The 20233-nt window shown below is 73.2% G+C and carries 21 protein-coding genes and 1 pseudogene; 8 read left to right on the forward strand and 14 right to left on the reverse strand.

Features of this window, described 5'->3' with window-relative positions; all coding sequences use genetic code 11:
• Window positions 1–15: 15 nt before the first annotated feature.
• Window positions 16–381, reverse strand: a pseudogene (locus ACGFSH_RS03025) (ATP-binding protein); the annotation flags it as partial.
• A 173-nt stretch (window positions 382–554) separates the two neighbouring features.
• Between ACGFSH_RS03025 and ACGFSH_RS03030 the strand changes: the two are divergent.
• Window positions 555–1097, forward strand: a complete 543-nt coding sequence (locus ACGFSH_RS03030) for a GntR family transcriptional regulator (RefSeq protein ID WP_393344362.1) — start codon at window positions 555–557, stop codon at window positions 1095–1097.
• Window positions 1094–1906 carry a GntR family transcriptional regulator gene (locus tag ACGFSH_RS03035; protein WP_393344364.1) on the forward strand — a complete coding sequence of 271 codons (813 nt, stop codon included), beginning with the start codon at window positions 1094–1096 and terminating at the stop codon, window positions 1904–1906. Before ACGFSH_RS03030 ends, ACGFSH_RS03035 begins: the two co-directional genes overlap by 4 nt.
• A 131-nt stretch (window positions 1907–2037) precedes the next feature.
• Here ACGFSH_RS03035 and ACGFSH_RS03040 read toward each other — a convergent pair whose 3' ends face one another.
• Window positions 2038–2532: a MarR family winged helix-turn-helix transcriptional regulator gene (locus ACGFSH_RS03040; RefSeq protein ID WP_393344366.1), complete on the reverse strand. Its 495-nt coding sequence runs from the start codon at window positions 2530–2532 to the stop codon at window positions 2038–2040.
• 116 nt (window positions 2533–2648) lie between these two features.
• On the opposite strand from ACGFSH_RS03040, the gene ACGFSH_RS03045 reads away from it, so the two are divergent.
• Window positions 2649–3668: an NADP-dependent oxidoreductase gene (locus tag ACGFSH_RS03045; RefSeq protein WP_393344368.1), complete on the forward strand. Its 1020-nt coding sequence runs from the start codon at window positions 2649–2651 to the stop codon at window positions 3666–3668.
• An 85-nt stretch (window positions 3669–3753) separates the two neighbouring features.
• On the opposite strand, the gene ACGFSH_RS03050 is transcribed toward ACGFSH_RS03045, so the two are convergent.
• Window positions 3754–4929, reverse strand: a complete 1176-nt coding sequence (locus ACGFSH_RS03050) for a serine hydrolase domain-containing protein (RefSeq protein WP_393344370.1) — start codon at window positions 4927–4929, stop codon at window positions 3754–3756.
• Between the two features lie 372 nt (window positions 4930–5301).
• Here ACGFSH_RS03050 and ACGFSH_RS03055 point away from each other — a divergent pair, with 372 nt between their 5' ends.
• Window positions 5302–6168, forward strand: coding sequence for an EI24 domain-containing protein (locus tag ACGFSH_RS03055; protein ID WP_393344372.1), 867 nt, complete (start codon window positions 5302–5304; stop codon window positions 6166–6168).
• A 77-nt stretch (window positions 6169–6245) separates the two neighbouring features.
• On the opposite strand, the gene ACGFSH_RS03060 is transcribed toward ACGFSH_RS03055, so the two are convergent.
• The 3 genes from ACGFSH_RS03060 to ACGFSH_RS03070 form a co-directional block, all read right to left on the reverse strand.
• Entirely contained in the window at window positions 6246–7511 is a 1266-nt protein-coding gene (locus ACGFSH_RS03060; protein WP_393344374.1) for a pyroglutamyl peptidase, read from the reverse strand.
• Between the two features lie 378 nt (window positions 7512–7889).
• Complete coding sequence (locus ACGFSH_RS03065; protein WP_393344376.1) at window positions 7890–8867, reverse strand: aldose epimerase family protein; 978 nt, start codon at window positions 8865–8867, stop codon at window positions 7890–7892.
• A 15-nt stretch (window positions 8868–8882) separates the two neighbouring features.
• Entirely contained in the window at window positions 8883–9785 is a 903-nt protein-coding gene (locus ACGFSH_RS03070; protein ID WP_393344378.1) for an SGNH/GDSL hydrolase family protein, read from the reverse strand.
• Between the two features lie 266 nt (window positions 9786–10051).
• On the opposite strand from ACGFSH_RS03070, the gene ACGFSH_RS03075 reads away from it, so the two are divergent.
• A complete protein-coding gene (locus ACGFSH_RS03075) occupies window positions 10052–10546 on the forward strand; it encodes a DUF3145 domain-containing protein (protein ID WP_393344380.1) in 495 nt (164 codons plus the stop codon).
• A 104-nt stretch (window positions 10547–10650) separates the two neighbouring features.
• Here the strand turns inward: ACGFSH_RS03075 and ACGFSH_RS03080 are convergent, their stop codons facing one another.
• From ACGFSH_RS03080 to fasR, 5 genes are all read right to left on the reverse strand, one after another.
• Entirely contained in the window at window positions 10651–11931 is a 1281-nt protein-coding gene (locus ACGFSH_RS03080; protein WP_393344382.1) for a beta-ketoacyl-[acyl-carrier-protein] synthase family protein, read from the reverse strand.
• 82 nt (window positions 11932–12013) lie between these two features.
• Entirely contained in the window at window positions 12014–12262 is a 249-nt protein-coding gene (locus ACGFSH_RS03085; RefSeq protein WP_019067091.1) for an acyl carrier protein, read from the reverse strand.
• Between the two features lie 80 nt (window positions 12263–12342).
• Window positions 12343–13338, reverse strand: a complete 996-nt coding sequence (locus tag ACGFSH_RS03090; protein ID WP_393344384.1) for a ketoacyl-ACP synthase III — start codon at window positions 13336–13338, stop codon at window positions 12343–12345.
• Between the two features lie 9 nt (window positions 13339–13347).
• Entirely contained in the window at window positions 13348–14265 is a 918-nt protein-coding gene (locus ACGFSH_RS03095; protein ID WP_393344386.1) for an ACP S-malonyltransferase, read from the reverse strand.
• A gap of 89 nt (window positions 14266–14354) precedes the next feature.
• Window positions 14355–15557: a fatty acid biosynthesis transcriptional regulator FasR gene (fasR, locus tag ACGFSH_RS03100; protein WP_109001419.1), complete on the reverse strand. Its 1203-nt coding sequence runs from the start codon at window positions 15555–15557 to the stop codon at window positions 14355–14357.
• Window positions 15558–15706: 149 nt separating this feature from the next.
• Between fasR and ACGFSH_RS03105 the strand changes: the two genes are divergently transcribed.
• Entirely contained in the window at window positions 15707–16375 is a 669-nt protein-coding gene (locus ACGFSH_RS03105) for a pirin family protein (RefSeq protein WP_393345458.1), read from the forward strand.
• Here the strand turns inward: ACGFSH_RS03105 and ACGFSH_RS03110 are convergent.
• Together ACGFSH_RS03110 and ACGFSH_RS03115 are read right to left on the reverse strand one after the other, a co-directional pair.
• Window positions 16372–17190 carry a serine hydrolase domain-containing protein gene (locus ACGFSH_RS03110; protein WP_393344388.1) on the reverse strand — a complete coding sequence of 273 codons (819 nt, stop codon included), beginning with the start codon at window positions 17188–17190 and terminating at the stop codon, window positions 16372–16374. The two genes, ACGFSH_RS03105 and ACGFSH_RS03110, sit on opposite strands and share 4 nt — an antisense overlap.
• A 19-nt stretch (window positions 17191–17209) precedes the next feature.
• Complete coding sequence (locus ACGFSH_RS03115) at window positions 17210–17692, reverse strand: GNAT family N-acetyltransferase (protein ID WP_393344390.1); 483 nt, start codon at window positions 17690–17692, stop codon at window positions 17210–17212.
• A gap of 96 nt (window positions 17693–17788) precedes the next feature.
• Between ACGFSH_RS03115 and ACGFSH_RS03120 the strand changes: the two genes are divergently transcribed.
• Both ACGFSH_RS03120 and ACGFSH_RS03125 read left to right on the forward strand, forming a co-directional pair.
• Entirely contained in the window at window positions 17789–18328 is a 540-nt protein-coding gene (locus tag ACGFSH_RS03120; RefSeq protein WP_393344392.1) for a MerR family transcriptional regulator, read from the forward strand.
• Window positions 18325–19341: an aldo/keto reductase gene (locus ACGFSH_RS03125; protein WP_393344394.1), complete on the forward strand. Its 1017-nt coding sequence runs from the start codon at window positions 18325–18327 to the stop codon at window positions 19339–19341. Before ACGFSH_RS03120 ends, ACGFSH_RS03125 begins: the two co-directional genes overlap by 4 nt.
• Window positions 19342–19380: 39 nt before the next feature.
• Here the strand turns inward: ACGFSH_RS03125 and ACGFSH_RS03130 are convergent, their stop codons facing one another.
• Window positions 19381–20226 carry a DUF4429 domain-containing protein gene (locus tag ACGFSH_RS03130; protein ID WP_393344396.1) on the reverse strand — a complete coding sequence of 282 codons (846 nt, stop codon included), beginning with the start codon at window positions 20224–20226 and terminating at the stop codon, window positions 19381–19383.
• Window positions 20227–20233 lie beyond the last annotated feature (7 nt).

Consider the following 20233-nt stretch of genomic DNA (forward strand, 5'->3'; position numbering starts at 1 on the left):
GAACACCACCCACACCGTCTTGCCCACGGGATGCCCGGTGACCCCCAGGTCGTCCGACACCTCCCGGGCGAGGTGCAGCCCCCGGCCCGAGCACGCGTCCTCGGCCGGGGGCGCGGCGGGAGCGGGGTGGTCGCCGGTGTCGCGCACGGCCAGCCGCAGCAGCGAGCCGTCGAGCGTGAGCGTCACGCAGTACTGCCTGCCCGGCGGCACTCCGTGCAGCAGGGCGTTGGTGGCGAGCTCCGACACGCACAGGGTGACGTCGTCCAGCCGGTCGAGGCGGTCCCAGTCCGTGAGGGCCTGGCGGACGAAGGCGCGGGCGTCCCGTACCGAGGCGCGCGAGCGGGGGAAACGACGTTGCCGTGACGAGGGCACGGGGGCCACCTCCGTGGTTCAGGGGCGTCCTGCGGCAGCACCTTACTGTTGTTCGCGAAAGGCAACAAGGTGGTGCGGGGTGGCTGAGGGTGGCTGTGGGGTGGCGGTCGGCGCGTACGGCGGGTCGCCTACCGTGTAGGACGGCAGGGTCGGAAGAGCGGTCGGCCGTACAGGAGGACGTCGTGGGTGGGAGCGATTGGGTCAGCACGTCGTTGCCGTATCTGACGCCCCGGCTCGCCGGGCATGGCGACGCCTGGGCGGCCGAGGCCGCGGCGCGGGGGCGGCGCGGCGCCCAGCGCATCCTGCACGCGGGCGAGACGCCCGCGCCCGCCGAGGTGGCGGAACTGCTCGGCGTCCCCGCCGGTGAACCCGTCGTGGTACGCCGGCGCCTGATCCTGCTCGACGACGAGCCCAGCGAGCTGACCGACACCTACTACCCGCTCGCGATAGCCGCCGGCACCCGCCTCGCCGGCGCCGCCAGGATCCCCGGCGGCGCCCTCACCCTGCTCGCCGAACTCGGCCACGTCGGCGCCCTCGTCCGGGAGGACGTCACGGCCGGCCTGCCCGACGAGGCGGAACGCGAGGCCCTGGGCACCGCCCCCGGCGAACCGGTCCTGCGGCTGGTACGGCTCACCCTGGACCGCGACGACCGTCCGATCCAGGTCGACCGTATGGTGATGCCTGCCCTACGGCAGAGGCTGCGCTACCAGATCAGGATCGGATGACCGTGCCCAAGGCAGACCCGGACGCCGTCGACCGCCGCTCCCTGCACGAGCGCATCGCGGCCGATCTGCGCGACGACATCATGAGCGGTGACCTCGCCCCCGGCTCCAACCTGCCCAGCACCGCCCAGCTCAGGGAACGCTTCGAGGCGTCCGGCGCGACCGTGCAGAAGGCCCTTCGGCTCCTCAAGGACGAACGCCTGGTGGTCGGCCGGGCGGGGGCGGCCGTCACCGTCCGCGAACACCGCCAGCGCACCGTGGCACCCGCCTCCCTGATGGCGCCGAACGCCCCCGGGGAGCCCTACCGCTGGCTCACGGAGGCGGCCAAGCACGGCACGCACGCCCGCACCGAACTGCTCGACGTCATCGAGACGCGCCCGCCCGCCGACGTCCGCGCCGCCCTCGGCCTGCCGCCGGACGGCACCGCCGTGCTGCGCCGGCAGATCCTCCTCGTCGACGACGAGCCCGCCGAGCTGGTCGAGGCCTATTACCCGCCGGACATCGCCCGGGGCACGCCCCTGGCCGAGCGGCGCAGGATCCGGGGCGGAGCCCCCGCCCTGCTGGCCGCCCAGGGCCACCCGCCCCGGCGCAGCACCGACCGCGTCTCCGCGCGCGTCCCCACCCAGGACCAGTACCGGGTGCTGCGCCTGACCAGCAGCATGCCGGTGCTGCGCACGCTGCGCGTCGTCACCGGCGACGACGACCGGCCCGTCGAGGTGACGGTGATGGTGAAGGCGGGCCACCTCTACGAGCTGCGGTACGACTTCACGGCGCAGGACAGGGACGGCGACGGGAACGGGAACGGGGCGTGAAGGCGCCCCGCCCGGCCGGTGTCCCCGCGCCCGGCCTCGTCCTCATCCTCGGCGGTGGCGGTGGCGGTGGCGGTGGCGGTGGCGGTGTCCGCGTCCGGCGGGCGGCGCGGGGCCGCGCCCCGCGCTGAGGTCTACGGCCGGTCGCCGTCGGCCGCGAGCATGCGGTGCAGCAGGGCGCGCAGCACCAGCCGCTCCTCCTCGGTCAGCCCCGCCAGCGGCTCGCGGGCGAACCGCAGCGACTCGCGCAGCCCCCGTGCGATCCGCCGGCCCTCCTCGGTGGCCGCCGCCAGCTTCACCCGGCGGTCGGCCGGGTCGGGGCGCCGTTCGACCAGACCGCGCGACTCCAGCCGGTCGACGATGCCGGTCACGTTCGACGGCTCGCACTTCAGCTTCTGTGCCAGCTTGCGCATCGGCAGCGGCTCCAGCGAGAGCAGGCTCAGCAGCCTGGCCTGCGCGCCGGTGAGCGAGTGGTCGGCGGCGGCGTCCTCGTAGTCCTCGTAGAAACGGGCCACGACCTCGCCGATCAGCTCGACGACCTCCAGGGTCAGGGCGTCGGGAAGGGCGGCCGGACCGGTGGGGCCGGCCGGCCGGGGGGCCGTCTGCGCGGACGGATGTGAGGCGGACATGGATCCAGGGTACCCGTTTACTTGACATCCTGAAATATTCAGGAGCATGGTTGTTTCAGGTAGTGAAGCATTTTCTTCCGGCGAAGCACGTGAAGCACATGGAAAGGCAGCCCCCCATGACCGACTCGGCCCTCCCCACCACCAGCCGCGAATGGCGTCTGCTCAGCCGCCCCGTCGGCTGGCCGAAGCCCGAGGACTTCGAACTCGCCGAGGCGCAGATCCGCCGCCCCGGCCCGGGTGAGGTGCTGGTGCGCAACGCGTACGTCTCCGTGGACCCGTACATGCGCGGCCGCATGAGCAGCGCCAAGTCCTACGTCGCCCCCTTCGAGCTGGGCAAGGCCATGCAGGGCGGGGCGGTCGGCGAGGTCGTCGCGTCCGAGGCCGAGGGCGTCTCGGTCGGCGACCACGTCCTGCACTTCGGCGGCTGGCGCGAGTACGCCACCTTCGACGCCGGACAGGCCGTCAAGGTGGACCCCGAGGCCGCGCCGCTCTCCACCTACCTCGGCGTCCTCGGCATGACCGGCCTCACCGCCTACGCGGGCCTCCTGCGCACGGCCGCCTTCAAGGAGGGCGACGCCGTCTTCGTGTCGGGCGCGGCCGGCGCCGTCGGCAGCCAGGTCGGCCAGATCGCCAGGCTCAAGGGCGCCTCCCGGGTCATCGGCTCGGCGGGCTCCGACGACAAGGTCAAGCTCCTCGTCGAGGAGTACGGCTTCGACGCCGCCTTCAACTACAAGAACGGCCCTGTCGCCGAGCAGCTGCGCAACGCCGCCCCCGACGGGATCGACGTCTACTTCGACAACGTCGGCGGGGACCACCTGGAGGCCGCCATCGGCTCCCTCAACGAGAAGGGCCGCATCGCGATCTGCGGCATGATCTCGGTCTACAACAACACCGAGCCCGCCCCCGGCCCGAAGAACCTGGCCCGCCTCATCCAGACCCGCGGCCGCATCGAGGGCCTGCTGGTCGGCGACCACTACGACCTTCAGCCGCAGTTCGTCCAGGAGGTCGGCGCCTGGGTCCGCTCCGGTGAGCTGAAGTACCGCGAGACGGTCGTCGAGGGCATCGAGAACAACCTGGAGGCGTTCCTCGGGGTCCTGCGCGGCGACAACACCGGAAAGATGATCGTCAAGCTCTGACCGCCGGCCGCCCGCCCGAAGGCCGCCCGCCCGAAGGTCGCGCCCCCGCGCACGTTGCGCGCGAGGGCGCGGCCTTCGCCGTCGCTCAGCCCGTGGCCAGCGCCGCCCGGTGCACGGCTCGCGCCAGCCGGTCGTTCTCCGGGGCCGCCCCGCCCGGGAAGGCGCACCGCCGGCGTGTGTACCCGTAGGCGAGTCCGCTGCGCGGGTCGGCGAAGGCCTGACAGCCGCCCGCCCCGCTGTGCCCGAACGCGCCCACGCCCAGGAACGGGTGCCAGGTGTCCGCGGTGGCCTGGAAGCCCAGCCCGTACGCCTTGTGCGTGCGCGCCACCACGTCGTGGCCCACGGAGTGCAGCTGACCGAACTCCGCCGCCGTGTCCTCCTTCAGCAGCGGCGCCTTCCCGCCGGTCTCGCTGATCGCCGCCGCGTACAGCCCGGCCAGCCCGCGCGCCGACGCGACCCCGCCCACGGAGGCGGGCCCCCTGGCCCGCACCAGCGGATCGTTCGGCAGCAGCTCCAGATCCGTCGGCTCGGCGGCGTGACGGTTGAAGGCGACGGCGGTCAGCGTGTGCGGCCCGTCGGCCGCGCGGTCCAGCCGCGCCCGCTGCCCGGCCGTCGGCGCCATCCGCTGCGCGCTGCGAAAGCGCGGCTCGTGCCGGGCCGGCAGCCCCAGGAAGAAGTCCAGCCCGTAGGGGGACCGCACCCGCTCCTCGTGAACCTCCTGGAGCGTGCGGCCCGTGGCCCGCCGGACGACCTCGCCGCTGAGCGCCCCGATGACCAGCGCGTGGTAGCCGAAGGCGCTGCCCGGCCGCCAGAACGGCCGCTGGTCGGCGAGACGTTCGGCGAGCTGACGGTCGTCGGCCAGCTCGCGCGGGGAGAACCCGCCGTCCGTGCCGACCACGCCGGCCCGGTGGGCCAGCAGGTCGCGCAGGGTCAGCGCGCCCTTGCCCTCGGCGGCGAACTCCGGCCAGTAGTAGGTGACCTTGCGGTCCAACTCCAGCGTGCCGTCCTGGACGAGGAGCGCGACCACCAGATGCGCCGCGCCCTTGGTCGAGGAGTACACGCCGTAGAGGGAGTCGGGGCCGGCGCCGTCGCCGGACGCCCACAGGTCGACGACCCGCCGGCCGTGCACATACGCGCACAACTGGCCCTCGTAGTCGGGCTGTTCCTCCGCCACGAACGCGGCGAACTCCTCCCGTACCGCCTCGTATCCGTCGGCGACCGTGCCGTGGATCTCCTGCGCCGTCCGAGCCAAACGAGTCATCCGCTCTCCTCAACCAGCCCGCTGCTTGCCTGTGCCATGGTGATCAACGCCTGTGCGACCCGAGCCGGGGCGATCCGCGCCGGGGCGGCGGCGCGAGGACGACACCGCGGTCCGTGGAACCGGCCGTGCGCGGGTGGACGGCGGCGGCGGCGCGGACGGCGGCCGGAACGGGCCGGGCAGGCGCTCGGTGTACGCACGGCCACCTCCTGGACTTGCCCGGATCATTGCTTGCGGAGATCGGTACGGCAGGGTGTGCCCGATCGACTCAACTGCGGGAAGAGGGCGTCGGTGTCACCGATGCCCCGGATGGCCCACGAGGCCCCGGCGGCGGCCGCGCCGTCCTGAAATGTGCACGACCGATAGAGTTCGGCCATGCGCGATCTCGGGGTGGGGTTCAGGTACCTCCTGAAGGGCCAGCGGTGGGTGGCCCGGCACGGCAGGCAGTACGGGTTCGGACTGGTCCCCGGACTGCTGACGCTCGTCCTCTACGCGGCGGCGCTGGTGGCGCTCGGGGTGTGGGGCGAGGACTTCGTGGGCTGGTCCACGCCGTTCGCCGACGGCTGGCCGAACCCCTGGCTCGGCCTGTTCCGCGGCTTCCTCACCGCCGTGCTGTTCGCCCTCGGCCTGCTGCTCGCCGTCCTCACGTTCACCGCGGTCACCCTGCTCATCGGCCAGCCCTTCTACGAGAGCCTCTCCGAGCGGGTCGACCGGGACGTCTCGCCGGACGGCATCGCTCCCGAGTCGGGGCTGCCGCTCTGGCGCGAGCTGTGGGTCTCCGCCCGCGACAGCCTGCGCGTCCTCGCGCGCGCACTGGTCTGGGCGGTGCTGCTGTTCGCCCTCGGGTTCGTCCCGGTCGTCGGGCAGACGGTCGTCCCCGTGATCGGCTTCTTCGTCACCGGCTTCTTCCTCACCGAGGAACTCGTCGCCGTCGCCCTCCAGCGCCGTGACATCGACCTGCGCGCCCGGCTCGCCCTGCTGCGCGGCCGCCGGATGCTGGTGTGGGGCTTCGGCACCCCCCTGGGCCTGGCCTTCCTGGTGCCCTTCGTCGCCGTGTTCCTGATGCCCGGCGCGGTCGCGGGCGCCACCCTGCTGGCCCGTGAGCTGCTCGGCGAGGAGATCTCCGAGGGCGCCACGGACGGCACGGACCCGGACGGCACGGCGGACCCGGACGGCGGGGCGGAACCGGCAGGCAGGGCCGGCACGGCTCGCGGGGCCGGCGAGGAGAACACCGCCTGGTGAGGGAGGCCCCCGCCGTCCGTGGCACGAAGGCCCCGCCCCCCGGGTGACACCCGCGGTCCGGCTCCGGCGGACCGGCGTCAGCCTCGCGCCCGCTCCGTGGCGCCCAGCGCCGCCCCCAGGATCGCCCGCACCTGGGCGACGATGTCCAGCCGGTCGCGCACGAACTCCGCGTCGGTCACCGTCCCGGTCGCCGGGTCGGCGTTGCCGGCCGCGAACCGCAGCACGGGCGTGTGCACATGGCCGCCCGGCAGGCTGTCGTGCAGTCCCAGCCAGTCGCGCAGCAGGGTCGCCCGGTACGCGATCTCGTTGGACAGGTAGTCCCCGCCGCCCCCGGCCCGCGCCGTCGAACCGGGCGTGGGCCCGTCGGGCCGCACGACGGGACCGGCGCCGCCCGCCGGGATCTCGGTGACCTCCGTGTGGTCGTACACCGGGAAACGGCCGGTGTCCGCCGCCGTGATCGCCGCGTACGGGAGGGTCGTTGTTGTCCACTGCGGCTGCGAGGCGGGGTCGGCGACCGGGATCGTCTCCGTCCGGCCGATGTTCTCGTTGTCGGGGAAACCGCCCCGCCAGGCCCCGTTGACGCGCTCCACGTCGAAGCGGCCGGCACGGCCCTGGCTGACGGTCGCGAACAGGTCGACGCGGGGCAGCTGCGGCCGCAGGGCGCGCTCCACGGCGCCCCGCGCGAAGTCCCGCCACCGCACCGGGAACACGGCGGCCTCCACGCGAGCGGGCCCGTCCGCCGTCCGGATCACCGTGCCGTCCAGGGCGAGCGCCGCCGCCCCGGAGGGGTTGGAGATGCGGATGTCCCGGTCCAGGGTGAACGGGTCGAAGCCGGTCACCAGCACCCGCTTGAGGCCCTCGGCGCGCCGGGGGAACCGGATGTCGGCCTGGCCGCGGGACGTGCGCTCCAAGGAGTCCGCGAGGGCCGCTCGCCGGCGTTCCGTCACCGCGAACGGGGGCTTCCAGACGCGCAGCCGGCTCGTCATGTCGAGCCGCGCCCAGTACAGCGGCCGGTCGTCGTCGCGGCTGAGGTCGCCGCCGGCCGGCCCCCGCCCCTGCGCCCGGTCCACCGCCCGGCGCCACAGGGCCGAGCCCTCCCGGGCGACGACCCGCCGGGCGGACGCGTAGGACGTCGAGGCGGCCAGCAGCCGGGCGAACCGCGGGGCCGCCGTGCCGAACCCGGACCGGGCGAGGATCTCCTGCGGGACGGCCTGCGCCAGCCGCTGTTCCTCGACGGTGGGAGCGGCGGAGGCCGGCCCGGCCGCGGCCGCCGCGACGGGGGAGGAGAGCCCGGCCACCAGGGCCAGACCGAGGATGCCTGCACGAACGCGTATGCGGTGCACGGGAGTCGGGGTCCTTCCGTCGCTGTGGGGGAAGCGTGGGGTGGGACGACGGAAGTATCCCGTGCCGCGGGCCGCTCACGCCATGGAGCCTCCCCGGCCGTGCGCCCCCGCGCGCGGCGGCGAAGGCGTCGCGGGGGCCTCGAGGCGGACCGTCGATGGTCCTTTGTGAAAGGTTCGTACGAAATCCGGGCGGGCCGCTCGAACACCGGCCGCGGGATCACCGCGAGGATTACCGTGGGGTAGGCACGGCCGCCCGACCCCGTGCGGCCGCCGCCCCCCGAACAGCCCCGGCCCGGGACCTGACCCCTGGGCCGGGGCAACATCCCCCTCCGGCCGCGGAGCGCGGCGACCCGCCGCGGACCGCCGTCCCGCCGCCCGCTAGCGGACCGAGAAGCCGTAGACCGTCTCCGACCGGTAGACCTCGCCGGGGCGCAGCACGGTGCTCGGGAAGCGCGGCTTGTTGGGGGAGTCCGGGAAGTGCTGGGTCTCCAGCGCGACGCCCTCGCCGGGCACGAACGGCTCGCCCAGGTGGTCGGCGGTGTAGAGCTGGAGCCCCGGTTCGGTCGTGGACACGGTCAGCACCCGCCCGGTCGCCGGGTCGTGCAGTTCGGCGACCTCCGCCGGCGCGTCGGTGACGCCCTTGTCGAGCACGAAGTTGTGGTCGTAGCCGGCGCCGACCTTGCGGCCCGTGCGGAAGTCGAAGCGGCTCCCGGCCACCGGCGCGAGTTCGCCCGTCGGGATCTGGTCCGCGTCGACCGGCGTGTACCGGGAGGCGGCCAGCCGCAGTTCGTGGTCGCCCGCCGTGCCGCTGCCGGGCCCGCCGAGGTTGAAGTAGCCGTGGTGGGTCAGGTTCACCACCGTGGGCGCGTCGGTGACGGCCCGGTAGGCGAACCGCAGCGCCCCCGACGCGTCCAGCGTGTACGTGGCCGAGACATCCAGCCGCCCCGGGAAGCCCTCCTCGCCGTGCGCGGCGACCCGGCGCAGCCGCAGCCCGTGCTCGACCGGCTCCACGTCCCACACCCGCTTGTCGAACCCGCCCGGCCCGCCGTGCAGGGAGTTGGGCGCGGCGTTGGGCTCCAGGGCGTAGGTCACGCCGTCCAGCGGGAAGCGGGCGTGCGCGATCCGGTTGGCGTACCGTCCGACCAGCGCGCCGAGATAGGGCTCCGGATGGGAGAGATAGCCCTCCAGGTCCGCGAACCCGAGCACCACGTCCGCCGTGCGCCCGTCCCGGTCCGGGACCTCCACGCACTGCACGATCCCGCCGTACGACAGAACGCGCACCCGCGTGCCCGCCCGCTCCAGGGTCCAGCGGTGCACGGGAGTGCCGTCGGAAAGTGTTCCGAAGTGTTCGCTCATGGGCGGAACTTTAGGTCACGAGGTCTTCCCGGTGACTCCCCGATAGGCCAGCTCAGCGAGCCGCGCCTGGCCGTCCTTGCTGGGATGGAACCAGTCCCAGTGGCTCAGCTGGTCGGTGCCGAACCGGAAGTCGTACACCGCGCCGCCGTCGAAGCGGCACCGCGCGTCCTTCGCGCAGACCTCCTTCAGCACCGTGTTGTAGGCCTCCACCCGCTTCTGCACGGTGTCCCGCCGCGAGGTCGCCGCCGAGTCCAGCGCGTCCGCGTCGCCCAGCATGGACGGGCAGATGCCCAGCTTCCAGATCTGCTTGCCCAGCGCGTTCGTCCGCCCCTGCGACCACAGCCGTTTCAGGTTCGGCACGCTCGACACGTACACCTGCGTCCTCGGCAGCGCCCGGCGCAGCGTGCGCAGCGCGTCCGTGAACTGCGCGCGGAAGTCGGGCACCGGCGTCATCGCCGCCGTGGACGCGCGGCACGCGTCGTTCGCGCCCGCCATCACCGTCACCAACTGCGGCTTGTGCAGCACGGCCTGGGCCATCTGGGCCGGCACGTCGGCCATCCGCGCCCCGGTCGCCGCGTGGTTCCAGCTGTGCGTGGCCGCCTTCGCCGGGCCCAGCAGCCGCACCGCGAGACTCTTCACGTCGGCGCTGTCGCCGGTCGCCCAGGACACCTGCGGACAGTCCGCGAGCACCGTACAGGCGTCGAAGCCGCGCGTGATGGAGTCGCCCACCGCCGCCAGCGACGACGGGCTGGAGTCCCACAGGGGGGCCGGCGACGCGGAGGGCTTCGCGTGGCCGGCCCGCGCGCCCGACGGACCCGAGCCGTCACCGCCGCCCAGGGCGTCACAGCCCGCCAGGCCCAGGACGGCCGCCGTCGTGCCCGCGAGCACGGCCCGCGCGTGCCGGTGTCGCTTCCGCATCCGCTGGTGTTCCCCTCGCTCTTCGAACAACGCTCCCCCCTAGGACAACGCACGGGAGTTCCCGGGCGAATCACACCCGCACGATGGAACGCTTCCCACCCGTACAGGCGTCCTGCCGGGTGAAAGGCGGAGGTTTCAGGGCACCAGGACAGACGGTACGTCACACTCCTTGCGCCGCCGCACGGTAGCCTCGCCATCAACGCGGCTGCCTGCCACCGCCGCCGTTGCCAGCCAGCAAGACTGTCCCGCTCTGCCCGGAGGTCCCGGTGACGACACGTGGAGTTCTGTACGTGCACTCCGCGCCGCGCGCGCTGTGCCCGCACGTCGAGTGGGCCGTCGCCGGGGTGCTCGGCACGCGCGTCAACCTCGACTGGATCCGGCAGCCCGCCGCGCCCGGCACCTGGCGCTCGGAGTTCTCCTGGAAGGGCGAGGTCGGCACCGCGTCCAAGCTGGCGTCGGCGCTGAGAGGCTGGCAGATGCTGCGCTTCGAGGTCACCGCCGAGCCGTGCGCCACCGCCGAGGGCGAGCGCTACAGCTGCACCCCCGACCTCGGCATCTACCACGCCGTCACCGGAATCCACGGTGACATCCTCATCCCCGAGGACCGCTTGCGGGCCGCACTGCTGCGCAGCGGGCGCGGCGAGACGGAGCTGGAGGGCGAACTCTGCAAGCTCCTCGGCAAGCCGTGGGACGACGAACTGGAGCCCTTCCGCCACGCGGGCGAGGGCGCCCCGGTGCGCTGGCTGCACCAGGTCGTCTGAGGACCGCGCCGGGCGCGGCCACGCGGACCGCGCAGAGCCCGAAGGGCCCCGCCTCGTGGAGGCGGGGCCCTTCAGGTGTTCACGCGACGGCGTACGGGCACGTCTCAGACCGAGCGGAACGCCAGGACCACGTTGTGCCCGCCGAACCCGAACGAGTCGTTCAGCGCGGCGATACGGCCCTCGACGGGCAGCTTGCGCGCCTCGCCGCGGACGACGTCCGCGTTCGCCTCGGCCTCGGGGTCGATGTTCTCGACGTTGATGGTCGGCGGAGCGACCCGGTGGTACAGCGCGAGGATCGTCGCGACGGACTCGACGCCGCCCGCGCCGCCCAGCAGATGACCGGTCATCGACTTCGTCGCCGAGACCGCCATGTGGTCGGCGTCGTCGCCGAAGACCTTGCGCAGCGCCTTCAGTTCCGCGACGTCGCCGGCCGGCGTCGAGGTGGCGTGCGCGTTGATGTGCACGATCTCCGCCGGGTCCAGGTCGGTGTTGTCCAGCAGGTTCTGCAGGGCGTGCGAGATGCCGCGGCCCTCCGGCTCCGGCTGCACGATGTCGTGGGCGTCGGCCGAGATGCCCTGGCCGACGGCCTCGGCGTACACGCGGGCCCCGCGCGCGGCCGCGTGCTCGGCGGACTCCAGGACGATGACGCCGGCGCCCTCGCCCATGACGAAGCCGTCGCGGGCGGTGTCGTAGGGACGCGAGGCGCCCTGCGGGTTCTCGTTGTTCTTGGACATCGCCATCATGTTGCCGAACGCGGCGATGGGCAGCGGGTGGATCGCGGCCTCGGTGCCGCCGGCGACGACCACGTCGGCGCGGCCGGTGCGGATCATCTCGATGGCGTAGCCGATGGCCTCCGCGCCCGACGCGCACGCCGAGACCGGCGTGTGCACGCCCGCGCGGGCGCCGACCAGCAGGCCGACGTTGGCGGAGGGGCTGTTGGGCATCAACATGGGGACGGTGTGCGGGGAGACCCGGCGCACGCCCTTGTCCTTGAGGACGTCGTACTGGTCGAGGAGGGTGGTGACGCCGCCGATGCCGGAGGCGATGACGGCGCCCAGGCGGTCGGCCTCGACGTCGCCCTCGCTGCCCTCCTCGCCGGCCTTGCCGGAGAAGCCGGCGTCCTTCCAGGCCTCCTGGGCCGCGATCAGCGCGAACTGCGCGGAACGGTCCAGCTTGCGGGCCTGCGGCCGCGGGATGACCTCAAGAGGCTCCACGGCGACACGGGCCGCGATGCGGACGGCCTGGTCGGCCGCCCACTCCTCCTCCAGGGCCCGGACACCGGACTTGCCGGCGACAAGACCCTCCCAGGTAGAGGCTGCGTCGCCACCCAGCGGTGTGGTTGCGCCGATACCGGTGACGACCACGGTGCGATTGGTCGGGATCACGGATTCTTTCTCCAACGTTACGAGGATTCAGCGGCGCCACCGCCGGGTGGCGGGGCAGTCCGGTCCAGGGGACCGGGGTGGGTCAGCCCTGGTTCTTGAGGATGTAGTCGGTCGCGTCGCCGACCGTCTTGAGGTTCTTGACGTCCTCGTCCGGGATCTTGACGTCGAAGCGCTCTTCGGCGGCGACGACGACCTCGACCATGGACAGCGAGTCGACGTCCAGGTCGTCGGTGAAGGACTTGTCCAGCTGGACGTCCTCAACCGGGATGCCGGCGATCTCGTTCACGATGTCGGCGAGACCGGCGACGATCTCTTCCTGAGTGGCGGCCATGTTGGCGCTCCTTCGTAGATATCCACAGGTGTGGCAGTGGGTGTTTCCCGCACCGGACCGAGTGATCCGGCACGGAGTGCCTAGGGGAGGGTAACGACAGTGGCGGCGTACACGAGACCCGCCCCGAATCCGATGACGAGCGCGGTGTCGCCGCTCTTCGCCTGGCCGGTCGCCAGAAGCCGCTCCATCGCGAGCGGGATCGAGGCGGCCGAGGTGTTGCCGGTGGTGCGCACGTCACGGGCGACCGTGACGGACTGCGGCAGCTTGAGAGTCTTCACCATCGAGTCGATGATGCGCTCGTTGGCCTGGTGCGGGATGAAGACGTCGAGTTCGTCGGCGCTGACGCCGGCGGCGTCCAGCGCCTCCTTGGCGACCTTCGCCATCTCGAACACGGCCCAGCGGAAGACCGCCTGGCCCTCCTGCGTGATCGCGGGGAACTTGCCCGTGGAGTCGTACTCCGTCCACGGCACGGTCTGCTTGATGGTCTCCGACTTGTCGCCCTCGGAGCCCCAGACCGTCGGGCCGATCGCCGGCTCCTCGGAAGGGCCGACGACGACCGCGCCCGCGCCGTCGCCGAACAGGAAGGCCGTGGCGCGGTCCTCCAGGTCGGTCAGGTCGGACAGCCGCTCGACGCCGATGACGAGCACGTACTCGGCGGAACCCTCGACCACCATGCCCTTGGCGAGGGTCAGGCCGTAGCCGAAGCCCGCGCAGCCGGCCGAGATGTCGAACGCGGCCGCCTTGTCCGTGCCGAGCTTGTCGGCGATCTCGGTGGCCACGGCCGGAGTCTGCTTGAAGTGCGAGACGGTCGACACGACCACCGCGCCGATCTGCGCGGCGGAGATCCCGGCGTCGGCGATCGCCTTGCCGGACGCCTCGATCGACATGGCGGCGACGGTCTCCTCGTCGTTCGCCCAGTGCCGGGTCTCGATGCCGGAGCGGGAACGGATCCACTCGTCGGACGAGTCGATCGTCTCCAGGATGACCTCGTTGGGCACGACCCGGGTGGGCCGGTAGCCGCCGACGCCGAGGATGCGCGCGTACGGGGAGCCCTTGCTGGGCTTGATCTTCGCCATCAGGGCTCCTCAGGCGACGCCGTGCTCGGCGATGAGCTCGCGAGCGGCGTCGAGGTCGTCGGGGGTCTTCAGCGCCAGCGTCTTCACGCCGGGCAGGGCGCGCTTGGCGAGGCCGACCAGGGTGCCGCCGGGGGAGACCTCGACGAGCGCGGTCACGCCCAGCTCCTTGAAGGTCTCCATGCACAGGTCCCAGCGGACCGGGTTGGCGACCTGGCCGACCAGCCGGTCCAGGATCTCGGCCCCGGTCGCGACGGCCTGCCCGTCCTTGTTGGAGACGTAGCGGACCGTGGGGTCGGCCGGGGTGAGCTCCGCGGCCGCCTTGGCCAGGGTCTCGACGGCGGGCGCCATGTGCCGGGTGTGGAAGGCGCCGGCCACCTTCAGCGGGACGACCTTGCGGACGCCCTCGGGCTTGTCCTCGGCCAGCGCGGCGAGCTGCTCCAGCGTGCCCGCGGCGACGATCTGGCCCGCGCCGTTGATGTTGGCCGGGGTGAGCCCCAGCCTCTCCAGGTGCGCGACGGAGACCTCGGGGTCCCCGCCGAGCAGCGCGGACATGCCGGTCTCGGTGACCGCGGCGGCGTCGGCCATGGCCAGGCCGCGCTTGCGCACGAGACTCAGCGCGACGGTGTCGTCGAGGACGCCGGCCAGGGCGGCGGCGGTGAACTCGCCGACGCTGTGGCCCGCGACCGCGGCCGGCGACGCGTCGCCGAGCGCCGTGGCGGACAGGATGCCGGCGGCGACCAGCAGCGGCTGGGCCACCGAGGTGTCACGGATCTCGTCCGCGTCGGCCTGTGTGCCGTAGTGGGCGAGGTCCAGGCCGATGGCGTCGGACCACGCGGCGACGCGGGCGGCGGCGCCGGGCAGTTCGAGCCAGGGGGTCAGGAAGCCGGGCGTCTGGGCGCCCTGGCCGGGAGCGACGAGTACGAGCACTCTCACACTCTCTCTTGGGGACGGCCGAAGCCGCCCGTGGGGACAGGGACGAAGAACCGCAGGGGGTTTTGTGGACCCCCGACAAAAGGCTAGGTCTGAGGATCTCCGTCGGCCAGACGCCCCAGGATCAGCGCGATCCGGAGCGTGAACGCGGAGCGTACATCCGACGGCGACCAACCGGTGACGTCAGTCACACGTCGGAGCCGGTAGCGCACGGTGTTCGGGTGGACGAAGAGCATCCGCGCGGCCCCTTCGAGACTGGACGCCTGTTCGAGATAGACCGAGAGCGTCTCCAGGAGCGCGGACCCGGCCTCCTCCAGCGGTCTGTAGATCTCCTCCACCAACTGCTCGCGCGCACCGGGATCACCGGCGATGGCGCGCTCCGGCAGCAGATCGTCCGCCAGCACCGGCCGCGGTGCGTCCTGCCAGGCGGAACAGGCCTTCAGACCGGCCGCGGCGGCCTGTGCGGACCGGGTCGCGGCCAGCAGGTCGGGGACGACGGGTCCGGCCACGACGGGTCCCGCGGCGAACGGCCCGATCAGCGACTTCGCGACGGCGAGCGGGTTGTCGCTGCCGCCGGCGATCACCACCAGCCGGGTGCCGAGCACTCCGGTCAGCACCTGGAGCTTGGAATGCCGCGAGGCCCGCCGGATGGCCTCCACGGTCAGCTCCGAGTCACCGTCCGGGGCGGTGCCCAGGACGACGCACACATGTTCCGGCGCGTTCCAGCCGAGCGCGGCGGCCCGGCTCACGGCCCCCTCGTCCGCCTCGCCGCTCAGCACGGCGTTCACCACGAGCGACTCCAGCCGCGCGTCCCAGGCGCCGCGTGCCTCGGCGGCCTGGGCGTACACCTGGGCGGTGGCGAAGGCGATCTCCCGGGCGTACACGAGGAGCGCCTCGCGCAGCACGTTCTCGTCGCCGGGGGCCGCGACCTCGTCGATCGCGGACTCCATGACCTCGATCGTGGTCCGCACCATCTCGACGGTCTGCCGCAGCGTGATCGCCCGGGTCAGCTCGCGCGGCGCCGTGCCGAACACGTCGGTGGAGATCGCCTGGGGGGCGTCGGGGCGCCGGAACCACTCCGTGAAGGCGGCGATGCCCGCCTGGGCGACCAGTCCGATCCAGGAACGGTTCTCCGGGGGCATCGCCCGGTACCAGGGCAGTGTCTCGTCCATCCGCGCGATGGCCTGGGCGGCGAGACTTCCGGAGGACTTCTCCAGCCGCTTCAGCGTGGCGGGGTGGGAATGGACGGCGACCGCGGGCTGGGGGCGACTCGTTTCTGGTTCGGGCACATGGACAAGACTGCCTTATCGCCGCACGTGTTCGTGCCGGTGGGTCGTCTGCGCCCCGCCCGCGCCCCGGCCCGCGCCCGGCTGAGGGGCGGCCCGCCGCGCCGGGGCCCCGCGCGCGAGGGCGCGGCGGGTCTACGGTGGACCCCGTGATGGACCTACGGCGCGCCGGTGAGCGCTACCGAGGCGGGGACCCGGCCGCCGGCATCGAGTCGTGGCACGCGTTCTCCTTCGGCCCCCACTACGACCCCGGCAACCTCCGCTTCGGCCCGCTGCTCGCCTGCAACGAGGAGCGCCTCGACCCGGGCGCCGGGTTCGACGAGCACCCCCACAGCCACACGGAGATCGTCACCTGGGTCGTCGAGGGCGAGCTGACCCACCGCGACTCGACCGGTCACGAGACCCGCGTGCGCCCCGGCGACGTGCAGCGGCTCAGCTCGGCGGGCGGCGTACGGCACGTGGAGCGCAACGACGGCGGCGCGCCCCTGACCTTCGTCCAGATGTGGCTGGCCCCGGCGGAACCCGGCGGCGACCCGTCCTACGAGATCGTCCGCGGCATCGCCGACTCCACTCCGTACGCCGTCCCGCGGGCCGGCGCGATGCTGCACGTCCGGCGGCTGGACGCGGGGGAGCGCACGGCGGTGCCGGACGCCCCGCTCGTCTACGTCCACGTCGTCCGCGGCGAGGTCCGCCTCGGCGACGAGGAACTGGCGCCCGGGGACGCGGCCCGCCTCACGGACGCGAAGGACCTGGAGGCGGTGGGGACGACGGCGGCGGAGCTGCTGCTGTGGGAGCTGACAGGTCAGGAGCCTGCCGGTTAGCGGAGCTCCGCCAGCACCGCGTCCGTGAACGGCGGCCAGGCCTCGACCGCCCACGGTCCGAACGCCCGGTCCGCCAGCGCGACCGCGGCCGCCCCCGCGTCGGGGTCCACCCACAGGAACGTGCCGGACTGCCCGAAGTGGCCGAACGTGCGCGGGGACGACGAACTCCCGGTCCAGTGCGGCGACTTGGCGTCACGGATCTCGAAGCCCAGTCCCCAGTCGTTGGGGTTGTGGTGCCCGTACCCGGGCAGCACGCCCTTCGTTCCCGGGAACTGCACGGACATGGCCGCCGCCATCGTCCGCGGATCCAGCAGCGCGGGCGCCTGCAACTCGGCCGCGAACCGCAGCAGATCCTCGACCGTCGAGACGCCGTCCTTGGCGGGGGAGCCGTCGAGGGTCGTCGCCGTCATCCCCAGCGGCTCCAGGACCGCCTGCCGCAGGTACTCCGCGAACGGGATGTCCGTCGCCTTCGCGATGTGGTCGCCCAGCTGCTCGAACCCGGCGTTGGAGTACAGCCGTCGCTCACCCGGCGCCGCCGTCGTGCGGTGCTCGTCGAAGGCGAGACCGGAGGTGTGCGCGAGGAGGTGGCGGACCGTGGAACCGGGCGGCCCCGCGGGCTCGTCCAGCTCCACCGCGCCCTCCTCGTACGCGACGAGCGCCGCGTAGGCGGCGAGCGGCTTGGTGACCGAGGCCAGCGGGAAACGCCGGCCCACGGGGCCGTGGACGCCCGCCACCGTGCCGTCGGCCCGCACGACGCCCGCGGCGGCGGAGGGAACCGGCCAGTTCTCGATCAGCGCGAGACTCTTCAACGACATGCCCACGACCCTATGCGGCTCACAGCGGCAGCTCCATCAAGGGGTCCGGCTTGGGCCTAAAGCCCAGCGACGCGTACAGCGGAGCCGCGTCCGGGGACGCGGTGAGCTGCACCCGGACCGCGCCCCGCGCCCGGAACCACGCCAGCAGCGCGTCCATGCCCGCGCGTGCGTACCCCCGGCGGCGCGCGTCCGGGTCGGTGGCGACGGAGAAGACGTAGCCGATCGTCCCGCGCGGGTTGCCGGCCCGCCCGATGCGGTACTCGATCGTCCCGACGACCAGCGCGGCCAGGGCCCCCGGCCGCTCGGGGTGGTCGACGACGAAGGCGGCGAAGTCGCCGTCCGGCTCGGACAGCCGCTCGCGCAGCGTGGGCAGCGACTCGGCGTGCCAGTCGACGGGCCCGCCGCCGGACCCGTCGGCGGGGGACAGCGAGTCGATCATCACCTGACGCAGCCGCAGCACTTCGGCGGCGTCCTCGGGCAGGGCACGGCGTACAGGACTCATTCCCGCACGCTAACCAATGCGATCAGGCCGAGTCCCCCGGTTTTCTCACCGGATCCGCTTGCTTGGAGCGCACTCCAAGGTCATAGCGTGGTGGTCATGACGGTGTTGCAGACCACGCCCGTGACCATCGAACAGAACCAGGACCCCGCAGACGTCTGCGCCGCGCCCCCACCGCGGCACCCGCGGCCGGACGGCCAGGACAGCTACACGATCAGCGAGGTGGTCGCCTTCACCGGCCTGACGGCCCACACGCTGCGCTGGTACGAGCGGATCGGGCTGATGCCCCACGTCGACCGCTCGCACACCGGTCAGCGCCGCTACAGCAACCGCGACCTGGACTGGCTCGACCTCGTCGGGAAGCTGCGGCTCACCGGCATGCCGGTCGCCGACATGGTGCGGTACGCCGAACTGGTCCGCGAGGGCGCGCACACGTTCGGCGAACGCCACGAGCTGCTGGAGAACACCCGGCGCGACGTGCGGGCCCGGATCGCCGAACTCCAGGACACGCTCGCCGTGCTCGACCGGAAGATCACGTTCTACGGGGACGCCATCCGCACCCGGTCCCACGACGCCCAGCTCCCCGATTCCCAGCTCCACGAACCCCGGCTCCACGAAGCGGAAAGGACCGCCCGATGACGTCCAGCACGATCCCCACGGCACGACTCGGAGAGAACGGACCCGAGGTCGGCGTCCAGGGCCTCGGCTGCATGGGCATGAGCTTCGCCTACGGTCCCACGGACGCCGACGCGTCCCGCGCCGCGCTGGAACGGGCCCTGGAGCTGGGCGTCACGCTCTACGACACGGCCGACGCGTACGGCGCGGGCGAGAACGAGAAGTTCCTCGCCCCGTTCTTCAAGGCGCACCGCGACGAGGTCGTGATTGCGACCAAGTTCGCCCTGGCGATACCCCCGGAGGACCCCTCGCGGCGGATCATCCGCAACGACGCGCCCTACATCCGCGAGGCCGTCGAGGCGAGCCTGCGGCGCCTGGACGTCGACGTCATCGACCTGTACTACATGCACCGCCGTGATGTGAACGTGCCGATCGAGGACACCGTCGGCGTGATGGCCGAGCTGGTGCGCGAGGGCAAGGTCAAGCAGCTGGGCCTGAGCGAGGTGACGGCCGCCGAGCTGCACGCGGCGCAGGGCGTCCACCCCATCGCCGCGGTCCAGTCGGAGTGGTCGCTGTTCAGCCGCGACATCGAGGCGCAGGTCGTGCCGGCGGCCCGCGAGCTGGGGGTGAGCCTCGTCGCCTACTCGCCGCTCGGCCGGGGCTTCCTCACCGGCTCGTTCGCCGACGCCGCGACGGACCTCACCGCCGACGACTTCCGCCGTCAGCAGCCCCGCTTCAACGGCGAGAACGCCGCCGCCAACGCGGCCCTGCTGGAGCCGGTCCGCACGGTGGCCGAGGCCCACGGCGCCTCGCTCGGCCAGATCGCCCTGGCCTGGGTCCAGCAGCGCGGCGCGGTGCACGGTCTGCCGGTGATCCCGATCCCGGGCACCCGCAGGCCGGCCCGGGTGGAGGAGAACACGGCGGCGACGGCGATCGTGCTGAGCGAGGCGGAGCTGGCGCTGCTGGAGCCGATCGCGGCGAAGGTGGCCGGCGACCGGTACGCGGACATGCGGTTCGCCTCCGCCGGCCGCGAGTGACCGGCGCGCGTCCGGGCGCTGATCCGGAGGCGGGTGGGCCTACAGCTCGGCCAGCAGCTCGGCCTTCTTGACGGAGAACTCCTCGTCGGTGACCAGTCCGGCCTGGTGCAACTCGCCGAGGTGGCGGATCCGGTCGGCGATGTCGGCCGGATCGCGGCGCGGCACGGTCGTGGCCGGGACGGCCGCCGAGGCCCCCCGCCCGCGGACCGCCGCCAGCACGGCCGCGGCGAACGGCAGCGACTCGTGGACGGGCCCGTAGCCGAGCCCGAAGACGACGGTCGCCGGATCCTGGTCGGGCTGCACCGGCGAGTCATGCCCGTTGACCAGCCGCAGGTGTCCCTCGAACACCTCCGGCGAGCGCCACTCGACGCCGCTCAGCTCGGAGACGGCGAAGCTCTGGTCGCCGGCCTTCCACTTGGCGGACGACGCCCCCGTCCAGAACCACCTGAAGCGCACCGTCCGCCCGTCGAACGAGGCCTTCCCGTCGTACGCCTTGAACGACAGCGGGGTCTCGGGCGCGTCCACCAGGAACCGTTCGGCCGGCCCGGAGGCGGTCAGCTGCGACTTCAGCTCGTCGGCGTAGTACTCGGCGAGGGTCGCGCGCTCGGCGGGCAGCACCAGCCGGTAGGGGTCGCTGCCCTCCTTGAGCTGGCCGTCGGCCGCCTCCATCAGCGGGTCGGCTCCCGGGCGGGGCTCCGCGCGCAGGACGACCGTCCCGCGCTTGCCGGGCGTCAGCGTCACGCCGGACAGGGCCGAGAGCGGTATCCGGCGTTCCCCGAGCGCGGAGAGCAGCTTGGGTGTGCGCAGCCCCCGTTCGTAGCGGATGAGGACGGAATCGGACTCGAACTCCCAGGCGGCATGAAATCCGGCCAGTACGTCACCCATGCGGCTC

Source organism: Streptomyces sp. NPDC048481, assembly GCF_043200075.1.
Lineage (GTDB): Bacteria > Actinomycetota > Actinomycetes > Streptomycetales > Streptomycetaceae > Streptomyces.